We start from the raw sequence: 14,797 nt of genomic DNA on the forward strand, positions 1-14,797 counted from the left end.
GTGGGACCGATGGGGAGCACCGAGGTCGACGTCGACCCGCCGCGCCGGCGCGGCGCCGAGACCGGGCCGAGGTCGGACGACGCCGACCGGCTCAGCCTGGACGATCCGTTCACGGTGGCCACCGACTACTGGCACCGGCTGCCGGACGGCCGGATCCAGTGCGACGTGTGCCCGCGCGCCTGCAAGCTGCACGAGGGGCAGCGCGGGCTGTGCTTCGTGCGCGGGCGGGTCGACGACCAGATCGTGCTCGCGTCGTACGGCCGGTCCTCCGGGTTCTGCGTCGACCCGATCGAGAAGAAGCCGCTGAACCACTTCCTGCCCGGTACGCCGGTGCTGTCGTTCGGCACCGCCGGCTGCAACCTGGCCTGCCGGTTCTGCCAGAACTGGGACATCTCCAAGTCGCGCGAGATCGACACGCTGACCTCGGCCGCCGGCCCGGAGGCGCTGGCCCGTGCGGCCGAGCAGCTGGGCTGCCGCTCGATCGCCTTCACGTACAACGATCCGACGATCTTCCTGGAGTACGCGATGGACGTCGCGGACGCCTGCCGGGAGCGCGGGATCAAGGCGGTGGCGGTGAGCGCCGGGTACATCAACGAGGACGCGCGCCGGGATCTCTACTCCCACATGGACGCGGCGAACATCGACCTCAAGGCGTTCAGCGAGCGGTTCTACCGCAAGGTCACGTTCGGCAAGCTGGACAACGTGCTGGCCACGCTCGACCACCTGCGCGAGACCGACGTCTGGTTCGAGGTGACGACGCTGCTGATCCCCGGCCAGAACGACGCGGACGACGAGATCGCGAAGCAGTGCGACTGGTTCGCCGAACATCTCGGGTCGGACGTGCCGTTGCACTTCACCGCGTTCCATCCGGACTTCAAGATGCGCGACATCCCGCGCACCCCGCCGGAGACGCTGCGCCGGGCCCGGCGGATCGCCCGCGAGCGCGGCCTGCACCACGTCTACACCGGCAACGTGCACGACGCCGACGGCCAGACCACGTACTGCCCGTCCTGCGGGAAACCGGTGATCGTGCGCGACTGGTACGTGCTGGGCGAGTACCGGTTGACCGACGACGGTCACTGTGTCCACTGTGGAGCGTCGGTGGCCGGCGTGTTCGACGGCCCGCCCGGCGACTGGGGCTCCCGCCGGCAGCCGGTCCGGCTGGTCGAGCGCGGCGGCCTCGGCCCGCACGACCGCCGCGCCCCGGCCGGTACCGGCGGTGCCCGGTGACGGTGCGCCCGCCGGCGGTGGCCGGGAAGTTCTACCCGGCCGACCCGGAGAGCCTGCGCGGCCTGGTCGACTCGCTGCTCGCCGGCGTGGCGGTGCCGGCCGGCGAGGCGCTCGCCCCGGCGTACGTGGTGCCGCACGCCGGCTACCGGTTCTCCGGGCCCACCGCCGCCCTGGTGTACGCGCGGTTCGCGGCGCACGCCGAGCGGATCGCCCGGGTACTGCTGATCGGCCCGGCGCACTTCGTCCGGCTGACCGGCTGCGCGGTATCCACAGTGGACAAATGGGCCACCCCGCTGGGCGAGGTCCCGCTCGACGCGATCGGGCGCAACACCCTGGTCGAGGCCGGTGTCGCGGCGGCGAACGACGAGCCGCACGAGCCGGAGCACTCGCTGGAGGTACAGGTCCCGTTCCTGCAGGCGGTGCTCACGCCGGGCACCCCGATCCTGCCGGTGGTGGCCGGGCCGACGCCCGCGGACGCGGTCGCCGACCTGCTCGCCGCGGGCATCCGGCGCCCCGGCACCGTGCTGCTGTGCTCCACCGACCTGTCCCACTACCACCCGGACGCGCAGGCGCGCGAGCAGGACGCCGGCACCATCCGCGCGGTCACCGAGCGGGCACCGGACCGGATCGGGGTGCGGGACGCCTGCGGCGTGTTCGGCCTGCGCGGGTTGACCGCGCTCGCCGCCCGCGCCGGCTGGACCCCGCGGCTGCTCGGCTACGCCACCTCCGCCGACACCATCGGCCCGCCCGACCGGGTCGTCGGCTACGCCGCCTTCGCCCTCTCCTGACCGCACTACCGCGCGCTGGACCGTGGCGCCAGCACGTTCCTCGGACGTTTCGGCCGAAGTAGTGCACTCTGGCCGGGAGGGTCGGCGCTTCGCCGGACGATCCGGTCAGCGGTAGTCGTCGGGGTCGTCGGGGACCGTGCGGGACTGTTCCAGGGTGTCGTCGACCGGCGTCTCCAGGCCGATGTCCGGCGTGGGCTCGTCCTCGTCGGCCGGCTCGGCGGGCCGCTCGTCGTCCGGCGAGTCGGCGTCCGGTGCCTCGATCCGCGCGGCGACCGGTGTCTCTTCCGGCCGGTACTCGCTCGGGTCGCGCTCCTGGTCGGGTGCCAGTTCCGGCTCGGTCACCGCGTCACCTCCGCAGATCGGTTCGCCGGTGCCGTACGCGCCGGCGCGGGCGTCGTGCCGCTGTCGCTGCGTGTGCGCCTCAACCGTAACCGGGTACCCGGCCGCCCGCAGCGCCTCACCGAGGTACCCGCCGGGCCGCCCGGCGAACGTCAGGGGGCCGCCGAACGTCAGGGGCCGCCGAACGTCAAGGGCCAGCGAACGTCAGGGGGCCGCCGAACGTCACCGGGCCGGCGAATGTGCGGAATACTCGACGGCGCGGTACGGCCGGTCGCAGGATCGACCGTGCCGGGGACAGCGGCGTCCATCTTCCGGTGTCGACCCCGTGCCGGGGTCACACCCGCGAGACTCGACCGAGACACGACACAGCTCAAGGAGCGCTCATGCCCATCGCCACGCCCGAGGTGTACGCCGAGATGCTGGACCGCGCGAAGGCCGGCAGCTTCGCGTACCCGGCGATCAACGTGACCTCGTCGCAGACGCTGAACGCCGCGCTGCGCGGCTTCGCCGAGGCCGGCAGTGACGGGATCGTCCAGGTGTCCACGGGCGGCGCCGAATACCTGTCCGGCTCGACGATCAAGAACATGGTGTCCGGCGCGGTCGCGCTCGCCGGGTACGCGCACGAGGTGGCCAAGCAGTACCCGGTCAACATCGCGCTGCACACCGACCACTGCCCGAAGAACAAGCTCGACTCGTACGTGCGGCCGCTGCTCGCGATCTCCGCGGAGCGGGTGGCGCGCGGCGAGGACCCGCTGTTCCAGTCGCACATGTGGGACGGCTCGGCGGTGCCGCTGGACGAGAACCTGGAGATCGGCCGGGAGCTGCTGGCCCAGGCGCACCAGGCGAGGATCGTGCTGGAGGTCGAGATCGGCGTGGTCGGCGGCGAGGAGGACGGCGTCGTCGGCGAGATCAACGACAAGCTCTACACCACGCCGGCCGACGGGCTGAAGACCGTCGAGGCGCTGGGGACCGGCGAGAACGGCCGCTACCTGACCGCGCTGACGTTCGGCAACGTGCACGGGGTGTACAAGCCGGGCAACGTGAAGCTGCGGCCGGAGATCCTGAAGCAGATCCAGGACGAGGTCGGCGCGAAGGTCGGCCAGCAGCGCCCGTTCGACCTGGTGTTCCACGGCGGGTCCGGCTCGACGCTGGACGAGATCCGGGCCGCGGTCGACTACGGCGTGGTCAAGATGAACATCGACACCGACACGCAGTACGCCTTCACCCGGCCGGTGGTCGACCACATGCTGCGCAACTACGACGGCGTGCTCAAGATCGACGGTGAGGTCGGCAACAAGAAGCAGTACGACCCGCGGGCCTGGGGCAAGGCGGCCGAGCAGGGCATGGCCGAGCGGGTCCAGGCGGCCTGCGAGGCGCTGCGCTCCACCGGTACGACGCTGGCGAAGTGACCGGAGGCCCGCAGCGGGCCTTCGGGAGCGGTCCGGAAACGCCGGACACGAGTTGCGTAACGAGCGTCACACACCGACTCGCCAACACAACCGAAAGTGTGGTACGAACGGCACTCGGTCGGACCTAGGGTCTGTCACGGCGTCGCTGCGGGCTGCCGGTGCGGCGCCGAGACGGGCCCTGGGATCGTTCCGAGACCCTGCCCCGGCGGTCTCGCGGTGCGGAGGTGGGACGGGCCAGCGGGCCGACCCTGCGGGTTCGACCGGGTGCCGGGTCCGGGGCCAGCCGGCATGGTGATCTTTCGTGATACGGAATGGGGTCGCGGCGTCGTGAGCGAGACTGGCTTTCTGGGGGGATGAGCACCTTCTACCTCGTCCAGCACGGCGAGAAACAACGCAGGGGAGGCGACCCGGGGCTGACCGTCACCGGGCGGGCCCAGGCGCTGTGGACCGGCTCGTGCCTGCGAGGCAGGGGCATCACCCAGGTCTGGGCCAGTCCGCTGCGGCGCAGCCGGGAGACGGCCGAGATCATCGCCGCGGTGCTCGGTCTGCCGGTGCGCACCGACCCGCGGCTGCGGGAGCGGATGAGCTGGGACGGCAGCCAGCCGTTCGACACCTTCCAGCGCGAATGGGAACGCTCCACCGCCGACCGGGACTACCGGCCGCTGTGGGGGGACAGCTCCCGGGACGCCGGCGACCGGCTCGCCGGGTTCCTGCGCGAGCACGCCGAGGATCGCGGCAACACGGTGGTCGTCTCGCACGGCGGCGTCACCGTCGACCTCGTTCGTACCCTGTTCGGGGAGGCACCGCTCGCCGACCGGCCGGAGCTGCTCACCCGCGGCGTCGCGCCGTGCTCGCTGACCACGGTGCGGTACACGGACGCCGCGCCGGCGCTGGAGCAGTTCGCCGACGACCGGCACCTGTCCACCCCGGAGGCGCCGACCGGCGCGTTCATCCACCAGGTCGGCGGGTACCGGCCGCGCTGGCTCTACACCGCCCGGGAGATCCTGGACGTGCACGGCGAGCGGCTGTCCCGGCTGGCCGGCCGGCCGCTGGAGCACACCTGGGTGCTGTGGGACCGCGACCTCGACGAGTGGTACAGCGAGGGGCCGGTGGTGTTCCAGTTCGCCGGCGAGCGGCTCACCGCCTGCCACCGGCGTACCGGGGAGTGCTCGCTGAGCTGGGACGACCTCGACCCGACCGAGCCGGTCGACGCCGGCGACGAGAGCCTGCGGCTGTGCTGGCGGGCCGACGTGCTGCCGCCGCTCGAACCGGTGGTCGGGCACCCGCTCCGGCTGCTGGACCTGGTCGAGGACGGCGATTCGGACGGGCGCTGGCTGATCAGCGGGCTCGACTTCGGCTTCGACGACCCGCACGTCGTGCTCGCGAACGTGGACGGGCACAACGCGCTGTCCGCGCTGCCGGCCGCCGGCACCGAGCCGCGCCGCCGGGTCCGGGTGTCCTGACCGCGTCGACGCCCCGGCAGACGAGAACGGTGGCCCGTCGCGAGTGCGGCGGGCCACCGTCATACCGGGTCCTGGGGAGGCTCCGGACACCTGGTACGTCGGGCCGTGCCGGCCCCGTGTTACACGCCCGCCGCAGCTTCGCCGTCGGTACCGGCACGCCTCCGTGCGGTGGTCGCAGCCCCGGCGCCGTCGCCCGGTCCCGGCGCCGGGACGGCCGTCCCGCGTGGCGGGTAGCGTTTGGGTGCCCGGAGATGTCGGGTGCCCGGAGATGTCGTACCGATTGGCGGATGAGCGTGTCGCACCAGAACCTGCTGCCGGAACCGCCGGCGACCCTGCTCGCCGAGGAGCCCGAACCGGACGCCGAGCTGGCCGCCGCGGTGCGCGACGACGGTGACGTCGCCGCGGTCGCCGCCCACTTCCCGGCGTACAGCGCCGCCTGGGCCGAACTGGCCGAGCGCGCGCTGGCGAGCGGCGCGGTGGTGACGGCGTACGCGTACGCGCGCACCGGCTATCACCGCGGGCTCGACCAGCTGCGCCGCAACGGCTGGAAGGGGTTCGGCCCGGTGCCGTGGTCGCACCTGCCGAACCGCGGCTTCCTGCGCTGCCTGCACGCCCTCGGACAGGCGGCCGGCGAGATCGGCGAGTCGGACGAGGCGGCCCGCTGCGCCACCTTCCTGCGCGACTGCGACCCCTCCGCCGCCGACGCCCTGGACGGTTAGCTAGGCGCCGGCGCCTGAGCCGGCCACGGCGGTGCGGGTGTAGTGGCGCATCTCCTCGATCGCCGGGAAGTACGGCTTGATCTCGGCGAAGAAGGCGCGGAAGGCGGGGCTGCCGCGGAAGCCGGTGAGGTGGTCGGCGGCGGAGGTCCAGGTGATGCGCAGGACGTACGATTCAGGGTCCTCGTCGCAGCGGGTCAGCTCGTAGTCGACGCACTGCGGCGCACCGGCCAGCGGCACCGCCGCGCGGGCGTACGCGGCCTCGAACGCCTCGGCGTCGGCAACCGGAATGCGATAGCGGGTGTACTCGATGATCATGAAGCCAGCGAAACATCGGGCCGGCGCGGCCGCAAGAACGCACTTTCCGGTGCGTGCCCGGTGAGTGCCGCCCGCGCCTACCACTGCCCGGTCGAGCTGACGATGGACGTCATCGGCCGCAGGTGGACGGCGGTGATCCTGGCACACCTGAAGGAGGGCGTGCACCGGTACGGCGAGCTGCGCCGCCGGATGCCCGACGTCAGCGAGAAGATGCTCACCCAGCGGCTGCGCGAGCTGGAGCGCGCCCGGCTGATCAGCCGCACCGTGCACGACGGCGTGCCGGCACCCGTCTCGTACCGGCTGACCGACGAGGGCGTCAGCCTCGCCCCCGTCCTCCAGGCGCTGTACGACTGGGGCACCACCCACGCCACCCGCCACGCCATCCCGCTGGACCCGATCTCCTAGCGGCCGGGCCGCGTCGGACCCTAGAGTCCCTCCGCGACCGCGGCGGCGATCTTCAGCCAGGCGTCCCGGCTGGACTGGGACAGCCCCGCGTAGCGGATCGGCTCACCCGAGTCGAGCAGCTTCTCGTACGGCGCGAGCAGCACCGCCCGGGTGCGCGCGGAGAAGTGCCGCTGCACCGCCGGCAGGTCGAGGTCCTTGCGGTGCGCCGGCATCGAGACCACGGTGACCGCGCGCCGGACCAGGTCGTGCCGGCCGGTCTGCTCCAGGTGGTCCAGCGCCCGGGCGGCCGTCTCGGCCGAGTCGTTGCGGGCCGACATGCACACCACCAGCTGGTCGGTGGCGTCGATCGCAGACTGCCAGTTCGCGGCGCGCACGTTGTTCCCGGTGTCGACCACGATCAGCTTGTAGAACCGGCTGACCACCTCGCGGATGTCGTGGAACGCCGCCGCGGTGAGCATCTCGCCGGCGGTCGCCGACTCGTCCGACGCCAGCACGTCGAACATCGCCTCGCCCTGGGACCGCACGTACTGGGAGAGGTCGCCGACCCGGCCGGTCGGGCCGCGGAAGTGCGCCAGGTCGCGGAGCAGGTCGCGCACCGTACGGTTGTGGAAGTCCTGCGCGGCGCGCATCCCCAGGGTGCCCTGGGTCTCGTTGTTGTCCCAGGCCAGCACGTAGCCGCCGCGCTTCTGGCCGAACGTCATCGCGACCATCAGCACCGCGACGGTCTTGCCGGCGCCGCCCTTCGGGTTGATCACGGTGATCTGCCGCAGGCCGCCGAAGTTGCGCCGCACCATCTCGACCGCGTGCCGCTGCTCCTGCTCCTTGCGGCCCGGACCGAGCTTCATCAGCCCGAACGAACCGACCCGCACCGCCCGCCGTACGCCCTGGGCGGCGACCGGGTCGCTGGGCCGGGCGGCGCGGCGCTGGGCGAAGTCGTCCGCGGTCGGCGCGTGGTCCGCCCCCGGCATCGGGTACTGCGGCTGCTGCTCGGGCTGCTGGTACGGCCCGGCCTGGTACTGCTGGCCGGCGCCCCACTGCTGCCCGCCGGGCTGCGGGGTCGGTGCGGCGCCCCAGCCCGGCTGCGGCGGGTACGCGTCGTACCCGGGCTGTGCCGGCTGCGGTGCCGCCGGCCACTGCTGCCCCGGATCGACCGCCGACTGCCCGGCGCCCTGGTTCGGCCCGCCGCCCTGCCCCGAACCGGGCGGCGCGGGACTGCCCTGCACCGGACCCCCGGCCGAGCCGTCCTGCGGGGACCCGCCCTGCGCCGGACCGCCCGGCGCGGAACCATCCTGGGCCGGGCCGCCGCTCTGCGCCGGGCTGCCCTGTGCCGGGCTGCTCTGTGCCGGACTGCCCTGCACCGGACTGCCTTGCGCGGGACCGTTCTGCGCCGGACCGGGCGGCACCTGACCGGTCGGCATCGGGCCGTCCTGGTTCTGCCCGGGCTGGGTTCGGCCGGGCTGCGATGCCGCGTGCTGCTGGTCGGGGCCGGCGGAACCGTTCGGGCTCGGTGCGGCCGGCCCCGCGGCGCCCTGGCCGACCGGGCCCGGCGTGCCGCGCCGGCTCGCCGGCGGGCCGGACTGCGGCTCGGCCAGCGGCGGCAGCGCCAGCTGGTCGAAGACACCGTCCTGGGTGTGGTCGTACGGCGCGTCGCCGGGCCGGGTCGCCGGCGCGCCGGGTTGCGGCGAGGCGGGTGCCGGGCCGGCGAACTGCGGCCAGCCGGCGCCCGCACCGGTGAACGGATCGACGTCCGGCGGCTCGGGCCAGCCGGTGTCGGTGCCGCCGGCCGGCTGCTGCGACCAGTCCGCGGTGGTCGGCCGGCCGTCGGTGGGCTGGAACGCGGGCCAGTCGGACCCGGCGCCACCGGCCGGAGCGGGCTCGGAGAACGGCGACCACGGGTTGGTGTCGGCCACCGGCCAGCCCGCGCCGCCCGGATCGGTACCGGCCCAACCGTCCGCGTCCGGCGCCGGCGGCGGCCAGGGCGCGTCCGGGCCGGCCGGCGGGGCCGTGTCGTCCAGCTGGGCCGTCGGGGTCGGGTCGTCGGAGACGGACCCCGGCGGTACCGGTGGCCACGGCCCGGGCGCGCCGTCGTTCGGCGCACCGGCTGTCGCGGCGCCGTCCCGGCGGGGCGGGACGGTGGTTCGGGCACCGTCATCCGCGGGCGACGAGGTCGACTGCCGACCGGTGCGGGAATCCTCCACCAGTTCCCCCTGTGACCTGTACGGTCCGCGACGAGTGGTCGCGGACGGTGAGCGCACTACTCGATATTGTCGGCCATTCGTCCGGCCGACGCAGATTTGGCAGAACCTGACCGAGACAGATCTAGCAGTTCTATCGGTACACCGCCCACGCACCTCGTTCCACCCACCAGGTGCGCTTGCGGGTCAGCGTGCCGGTCACCGCGTCGTCGACGAACGGTACGTCCTCGGTGGGCGTCACGGCGACCGCGCGGCCGTGCGCCCGGCGTACCTCGACCCGGGCGCGCCGGTTGCCCAGCCAGCGCTTGCCCACGTACCGCAGCACCGCCACGGCGACGTCGACCGAGCCGTCGGCCGGATCCGCCGCGGTGACCAGTGGCAGCCCGTCGACCTCGGTGTAGCTGCCGCCGGGCGCGTTGACCACCGTGCACAGCAGCAGTGGATCGGTGCCGTCGGACAGCACCGCGTCGTCCACGTTGACCACGGCGCGCCACGGTACCGGTCGGCCGTCCTCGTCCGCACCACCCAGCAGCGCGCCGTGCAGCGTCACCGAACCGCCGTCGGTACGCAGCAGGTCGAAGCGGGCGGTGCGACCGGCGAGCACCGCGGCCGCCACCGCGGCCGGGTCGCGCGGCAGGCCGAGCCGGGCGACCAGGTCGTCGGTGCCGTTGCGGTCCAGCGACAGCAGGCCGATCGGCGGCAGATCCGGCAGGGTGCGGTCGGTGGGCAGGTCGGCGGGGCGCTTGCTGGGCGGTGGCGCGCAGCGCCGGACCAGCCGGCGGACCACCGCGCGGGCCTCGCCGTCGTCGTTGCCGACCACGACGAGCTTGCCGTCGGCCAGCACCGTCTCCTTGAGTACGGTGTCGATCTCGGCGTCCGAGTTCGCCTCCACCAGCCTGACCTCGGCGCCGCCGGCGCGCAGCGCGTCCCGGCAGGCCAGTACCGCGGCGCGCGGCGTCGGCGGTTCGCCGTGCCCGCCGCAGCCGCCCGCGCCGGACCCGCAACTCGCGGCGTCGCTGCCGCAGCCCGCGCTGTCGGCACCGCACACCGCCCCGCTCGTACCGCAGCTGTCGCAGTCGTCGCCGGCGTCGTCGCCCTGGCCGAGGCCGAGCAGTACCACCTGGTCGCCCACGTCGTTCCTCCCGTACACCGGTCCGCGGATCGGCTGTCGCTCGGTACCACGGTGGCAGGCTCCGCGGGGGCGGCCGGCGCCAGGGTCGGCATCGTCACCGGCCCGCGGGATTCTCGCGCAGGCCCGACACCTGGTCGGGCCGGTGGGCGGCGGCAGCCCACCGGCCCGCGACCTCTATGGTTCCGGTGTAGCGGGAGGCGCCAGGAGGGCGGACGCATGCCAGCGATCGTGGTCGTCGGTGGACAGTGGGGCGACGAGGGCAAGGGTCGGGCAACCGACCAGCTCGGGGACCGAATCGACTATGTGGTGCGATACCAGGGCGGCAACAACGCCGGGCACACCATCGTCACGCCGGACGGCGAGAAGTTCGCGCTGCACCTGCTGCCGTCCGGGGTGATCACGCCCGGCGTGGTGACCATCATCGGCAACGGCGTGGTGGTCGACCCGAAGGCGCTGCTGGAGGAGATGGACGGGCTCGCCGCCCGTGGCGTCGACACCAGCAACCTGCTCGTGTCGGCCGACGCGCACCTGATCATGCCGTACCACCGGATCATGGACAAACTGACCGAGCGGTACCTGGGTGTGCAGCGCATCGGCACCACCGGCCGCGGCATCGGCCCGTCGTACGGCGACAAGATCGCGCGGATCGGCATCCGGATGCAGGATCTGCTCGACCCGGGCATTCTGGCGCAGAAGCTGCAGGGCGCGCTGCGGGAGAAGAACCAGGTCCTGGTCAAGGTGTACAACCGCAAGGCGATCGACGCCGACGCGGTGTGCGCCGAGTACCTGGAGTACGCCGAGCGGCTCCGCCCGTACATCGCGGACACCCGGCTGGTGCTCGACCAGGCGCTGACCGCCGGCAAGACGGTGCTGATGGAGGGCGCCCAGGCGACCATGCTCGACCTGGACCACGGCACCTACCCGTTCGTCACCTCGTCCAACCCGACCTCGGGCGGCGCCGCCGTCGGCTCCGGCATCCCGCCGACCCGGATCGACCGCGTCGTCGGCGTCTCCAAGGCGTACGCGACCCGGGTCGGCGCCGGGCCGTTCCCGACCGAACTGTTCGACGAGAACGGCGAGCACCTGCGCAAGGTCGGCGGCGAGTACGGCGTGACCACCGGCCGGCCGCGCCGCACCGGCTGGTTCGACGCCGTCGTCGCCCGGTACGCGACCCGGGTCAACGGGCTGACCGACCTGGTGCTGACCAAGCTCGACATCCTGTCCGGGCTGCCCCGGGTGCCGCTGTGCGTGGCATACGACGTGAACGGCACCCGCTACGACGAGATGCCGATGACGCAGACCGACTTCCACCACGCCAAGCCGATCTACGAACACCTGGACGGCTGGTGGGAGGACCTGGCCGACGTGCGCAAGTTCGACGACCTGCCGGCGAACGCGCAGCGCTACGTCGAGCGGGTCGAGCAGCTCGCCGGTGCGCCGGTGTCGATCGTCGGCGTCGGCCCGCGCCGCGACCAGACCATCGTCCGCCACGACCTGCTCTAGCGGGTTCGCTGCACCTCGGGGCCGGGTGGGTCCGACGCGGCGTACCGGTCGGCCCGCCGGTCGCGCAGCCAGCCGGCGACGGCCGGTCGGTACTGCGCCACGATGGCGGCGGCGATCAGCGGGATCGTGAACAACCCGCACGCGGTGACCGCGCCGACGACGATCAGCGGAACGCGGGTGTCCCGGCCGGTCAGCAGCAGCACGCCGAGCACGACGACGGCCACCCCGATCGAACCGACGACGAGGCCGGCGACCAGCATCGGCGCCGCGGCGCCGAGCGACACCCGCCGCGACGTGTCGTACCAGGCGGAAAGGGTCCACAACGCGCCGTCGACGGTCCAGCACACCGCGGCGATGGTTCCGGCCGCCGGCCGGGTGGCCGGCGCCGTGGACGGTTCCGGTTGGGCCGGACCGGCCGGCCGGTGGTCGCGGCGCGGCCGGGATCCCGGCCGCGGAGCCGGGCCGCGTCCCACCGCCGACGGCTGGAACGGTGGACGGTCGCGCATCGACGCCCCCTCGGTCGCTCCGACAGGTACGCCCGGAGCCTGCCACCGCGCCGCAGGACCCCTCCCGAACCGGTGTGGGGCGGGGGGGTACGGCCGGGGTTGCGGAACGTAGGCTGCCGGCATGCGGGTACTGCTGATCGGGACGGGCGGGCGCGAGCACGCGCTGGCGCTGTCGTTGGCCGCCGACCCGGCGGTGGAGCTGCTGGTCTGCGCGCCGGGCAACCCGGGCATGGCCGAGGTGGCGGAGCTGCGCGAGGTCGTGGCGACCGACCCGGCCGCGGTCGCCGCGCTGGCCACCGAGATCGCTGCCGAGCTGGTCGTGGTCGGCCCGGAGGCACCGCTGGTCGCGGGGGTCGCCGACGCGGTCCGGGCGGCCGGGATCGCCTGCTTCGGCCCGTCCGCGGCGGCGGCCCGGCTGGAGGGTTCCAAGGCGTTCGCCAAGGACGTGATGGTCGCCGCGAAGGTACCGACGGCGCGGGCGCGCAGCTGCGCCGAGCCCGCCGAGGTGGCGGCGGCGCTGGACGAGTTCGGCGCCCCGTACGTGGTGAAGAACGACGGGCTGGCCGCTGGGAAGGGCGTGGTGGTCACCGACGACCGGGCCGCCGCGCTGGCGCACGCTGACGCCTGCCTGGCGCCCACCGCCGGCAGCGTGGTGGTCGAGGAGTACCTGACCGGGCCCGAGGTGTCGCTGTTCGTGCTCACCGACGGGACCACCGCGGTGCCGATGCTCGCCGCGCAGGACTTCAAGCGCATCGGGGACGGCGACACTGGCCCCAACACCGGCGGCATGGGTGCGTACGCGCCGCTGCAGTGGGCGCCGCCGACGCTCACCGACGACGTGCTGCGCGACGTGGTGCACCCGCTGCTCGGCGAGCTGCGGGCCCGCGACGCGACGTTCAACGGCCTGCTCTACTGCGGCCTCGCGCTGACCCCGGACGGCCCGAAGGTGATCGAGTTCAACGCCCGGTTCGGCGACCCCGAGACGCAGGTGCTGCTGCCGCTGCTGACCACCCCGCTGGCCGGCCTGCTGTACGCCGCGGCCACCGGCCGGCTCGCCGAGCAGCCGCCGCTGACCTGGCGCGAGGGTGCCGCGGTGACCGTGGTGCTGGCGTCCGCCGGCTACCCCGGTACCCCGGCGACCGGTGCGGTGATCAGCGGCGCCGACGCGCCGGGCGTGGTGCACGCCGGTACCGCGCGGCGCGACGACGGTGCGCTGGTGTCGGCGGGCGGCCGGGTGCTGTGCACCACCGGGACCGGGGAGGATCTCGCCGCGGCCCGCGCCGCCGCGTACCGGCTGGCCGAGTCGGTGACGATGCCGGGCGGGCAGCGCCGTTCCGACATCGCGCTGGCCGCCGTGCAGGGCACCGTCACCGTCCCGCACTGACCCGACACCGGCCGACCTCGCGCCGAGTCCGATCCACGCCGAGCCCGTTCCGCGCTGGCCCGGCGCTGACCCGGCACCGGCCTGGCCCCGGCCGTGGCGCCGACCTCGCGCCGAGTCGGACTCAAGCCGGGTCCGGGTCCTTGCGGTGGATGCCGGCGGGTGGCCGGGACCGGTAGCCTGCCGTCGTCGGCGGGAGGTGACGGTGGACACGGAGCGTGAGTTCGCGGAGTACTTCGCCGCGCGCGGCCAGGCGATGCGCCGGATGGCGTACGCGCTGTGCGGCGACTGGCACACCGCCGAGGACCTGGTGCAGTCCACGTTCGTCCGGCTGTACCGGCACTGGCGCAGCATCCGCCGCCCCACCGTCGACGCGTACGCGCGCCGCACGCTGCTCAACCTGTTCCTGTCCGGTCGCCGGGGCGCGTGGCGCGAGCAGGTCGTACCGGAGGTGCCGGAGCGGGTGGCCGCCGCGCCGGGCACCGAGGACCGGATCGACCTGGCCCGGGCGCTCGCCATGCTGTCGCCGCGGCAGCGCGCCATGGTGGTGCTGCGCTACCTGGAGGACCAGTCGGTCGCCGAGGTGGCGGAGCTGCTCGGCGTCGCCGAGGGCACCGTGAAGAGCCAGACCGCGCGCGGTGTGCAGGCGCTGCGCACCGTGCTCGGCGAGCGCGTGCTGTCCGGGCGGTGAGGCGATGCGCGACGAGCTGCCCCCCGACCCGCTGGGCGATCCGCTGCCGAACCGGTGGGCGGCGTCGAACCGCTGGCAGCCGCCGGACCAGACGTCCGGCCTGACCCCGGCGGACGAGCCGCTGCGCGAGGCGTTGCGCGACTACGTGAGCTCGGACGAGCCGCCGATGCGGGTCACCTCCGACGGGCTGCTCGTCGCCGCCCGGCAGGACCGCCGGCGTCGCCACCTCGGCGCGCTGGTCGGCACCGCCGCCCTGGTGGTACTGGTGCTGGCCGGCGCGGTGCTCGGCACCTGGCAGCGCACCGGGCCGCCGCCGGCGCCGGCCGAGCGGGGCAGCTCGACCGCGGACCGGCTGGACGCGGCGCTGCGGGCGGCGCTGCCGCACGGGTCGCGGCTGACGCTGCGCAGCCTGTACCCCGCGGACGGACACACGGCGCTGCCGGCCAGCGCGGCCGCCTCGGCGAACGCCTGGTACGGCACCTGGGAGTCCACTGTGGACGGCCAGACCCAGGAGGTACGGCTGGCGCTGACCTACTCGACGGGGGCGCTGCCGGCGTGCCCGGCCGGGCAGCGCTGCCGGCTCGCGGCCGGCCCGTACGGGACGCGGGTCGCGACCTACACCGCCGGCGACACGCGGTGGGCGGCGCACCTGCGCGGCGCGCATCTCGCGGTACGGGTCGGCGACCGCACCGCCACCGGCCGGTACGGCTACGACCGCGCC

At 74.3% G+C, this 14,797-nt stretch carries 15 protein-coding genes; 10 read left to right on the plus strand and 5 right to left on the minus strand.

Annotated features, from left to right (window positions below):
* The first annotated feature begins 9 nt into the window (after window positions 1-9).
* Window positions 10-1,230, plus strand: a complete 1,221-nt coding sequence (gene amrS, locus NUM_RS30890) for an AmmeMemoRadiSam system radical SAM enzyme (protein WP_207128434.1) — start codon at window positions 10-12, stop codon at window positions 1,228-1,230.
* A complete protein-coding gene (gene amrB / locus NUM_RS30895) occupies window positions 1,227-2,018 on the plus strand; it encodes an AmmeMemoRadiSam system protein B (RefSeq protein WP_207128435.1) in 792 nt (263 codons plus the stop codon). The genes amrS and amrB overlap by 4 nt, the downstream gene beginning before the upstream one ends.
* A gap of 105 nt (window positions 2,019-2,123) precedes the next feature.
* Here amrB and NUM_RS30900 read toward each other — a convergent pair whose 3' ends face one another.
* A complete protein-coding gene (locus NUM_RS30900) occupies window positions 2,124-2,360 on the minus strand; it encodes a hypothetical protein (RefSeq protein WP_207128436.1) in 237 nt (78 codons plus the stop codon).
* A gap of 380 nt (window positions 2,361-2,740) precedes the next feature.
* On the opposite strand from NUM_RS30900, the gene fbaA reads away from it, so the two are divergent.
* The 3 genes from fbaA to NUM_RS30915 all read left to right on the plus strand — a co-directional run bounded on the left by fbaA (window position 2,741) and on the right by NUM_RS30915 (window position 5,948).
* On the plus strand, window positions 2,741-3,766 hold the full coding sequence (fbaA, locus tag NUM_RS30905; protein ID WP_207128437.1) for a class II fructose-bisphosphate aldolase: 1,026 nt from the start codon (window positions 2,741-2,743) through the stop codon (window positions 3,764-3,766).
* A 353-nt stretch (window positions 3,767-4,119) separates the two neighbouring features.
* Window positions 4,120-5,229, plus strand: a complete 1,110-nt coding sequence (locus NUM_RS30910) for a histidine phosphatase family protein (protein WP_207128438.1) — start codon at window positions 4,120-4,122, stop codon at window positions 5,227-5,229.
* A 287-nt stretch (window positions 5,230-5,516) separates the two neighbouring features.
* On the plus strand, window positions 5,517-5,948 hold the full coding sequence (locus NUM_RS30915; protein WP_207128439.1) for a DUF3151 domain-containing protein: 432 nt from the start codon (window positions 5,517-5,519) through the stop codon (window positions 5,946-5,948).
* Here the strand turns inward: NUM_RS30915 and NUM_RS30920 are convergent, their stop codons facing one another.
* On the minus strand, window positions 5,949-6,263 hold the full coding sequence (locus NUM_RS30920; protein WP_207128440.1) for a putative quinol monooxygenase: 315 nt from the start codon (window positions 6,261-6,263) through the stop codon (window positions 5,949-5,951).
* A 60-nt stretch (window positions 6,264-6,323) separates the two neighbouring features.
* On the opposite strand from NUM_RS30920, the gene NUM_RS30925 reads away from it, so the two are divergent.
* Complete coding sequence (locus NUM_RS30925; RefSeq protein ID WP_225918962.1) at window positions 6,324-6,668, plus strand: winged helix-turn-helix transcriptional regulator; 345 nt, start codon at window positions 6,324-6,326, stop codon at window positions 6,666-6,668.
* Window positions 6,669-6,688: 20 nt separating this feature from the next.
* On the opposite strand, the gene NUM_RS37495 is transcribed toward NUM_RS30925, so the two are convergent.
* On the minus strand, window positions 6,689-8,866 hold the full coding sequence (locus tag NUM_RS37495) for a chromosome partitioning protein (protein WP_225918963.1): 2,178 nt from the start codon (window positions 8,864-8,866) through the stop codon (window positions 6,689-6,691).
* A gap of 130 nt (window positions 8,867-8,996) precedes the next feature.
* A complete protein-coding gene (locus NUM_RS30935; RefSeq protein ID WP_225918964.1) occupies window positions 8,997-9,995 on the minus strand; it encodes a diacylglycerol kinase family protein in 999 nt (332 codons plus the stop codon).
* 216 nt (window positions 9,996-10,211) lie between these two features.
* Between NUM_RS30935 and NUM_RS30940 the strand changes: the two genes are divergently transcribed.
* Window positions 10,212-11,498, plus strand: a complete 1,287-nt coding sequence (locus NUM_RS30940) for an adenylosuccinate synthase (protein WP_207128441.1) — start codon at window positions 10,212-10,214, stop codon at window positions 11,496-11,498.
* On the opposite strand, the gene NUM_RS30945 is transcribed toward NUM_RS30940, so the two are convergent.
* Window positions 11,495-11,845 carry a hypothetical protein gene (locus tag NUM_RS30945; RefSeq protein WP_207128442.1) on the minus strand — a complete coding sequence of 117 codons (351 nt, stop codon included), beginning with the start codon at window positions 11,843-11,845 and terminating at the stop codon, window positions 11,495-11,497. The genes NUM_RS30940 and NUM_RS30945 overlap by 4 nt on opposite strands.
* A 280-nt stretch (window positions 11,846-12,125) precedes the next feature.
* Between NUM_RS30945 and purD the strand changes: the two genes are divergently transcribed.
* From purD to NUM_RS30960, 3 genes are all read left to right on the plus strand, one after another.
* Window positions 12,126-13,388, plus strand: a complete 1,263-nt coding sequence (purD, locus tag NUM_RS30950; protein WP_207128443.1) for a phosphoribosylamine--glycine ligase — start codon at window positions 12,126-12,128, stop codon at window positions 13,386-13,388.
* A gap of 202 nt (window positions 13,389-13,590) precedes the next feature.
* Window positions 13,591-14,076, plus strand: coding sequence for a SigE family RNA polymerase sigma factor (locus NUM_RS30955; protein WP_207128444.1), 486 nt, complete (start codon window positions 13,591-13,593; stop codon window positions 14,074-14,076).
* A 4-nt stretch (window positions 14,077-14,080) separates the two neighbouring features.
* Window positions 14,081-14,797, plus strand: a 717-nt coding sequence (locus tag NUM_RS30960; protein WP_207128445.1) for a hypothetical protein, incomplete at its 3' end; no start/stop codon positions are given.

Origin of the sequence: Actinocatenispora comari, assembly GCF_017312725.1 — a bacterium.
Taxonomy (GTDB): domain Bacteria; phylum Actinomycetota; class Actinomycetes; order Mycobacteriales; family Micromonosporaceae; genus Actinocatenispora; species Actinocatenispora comari.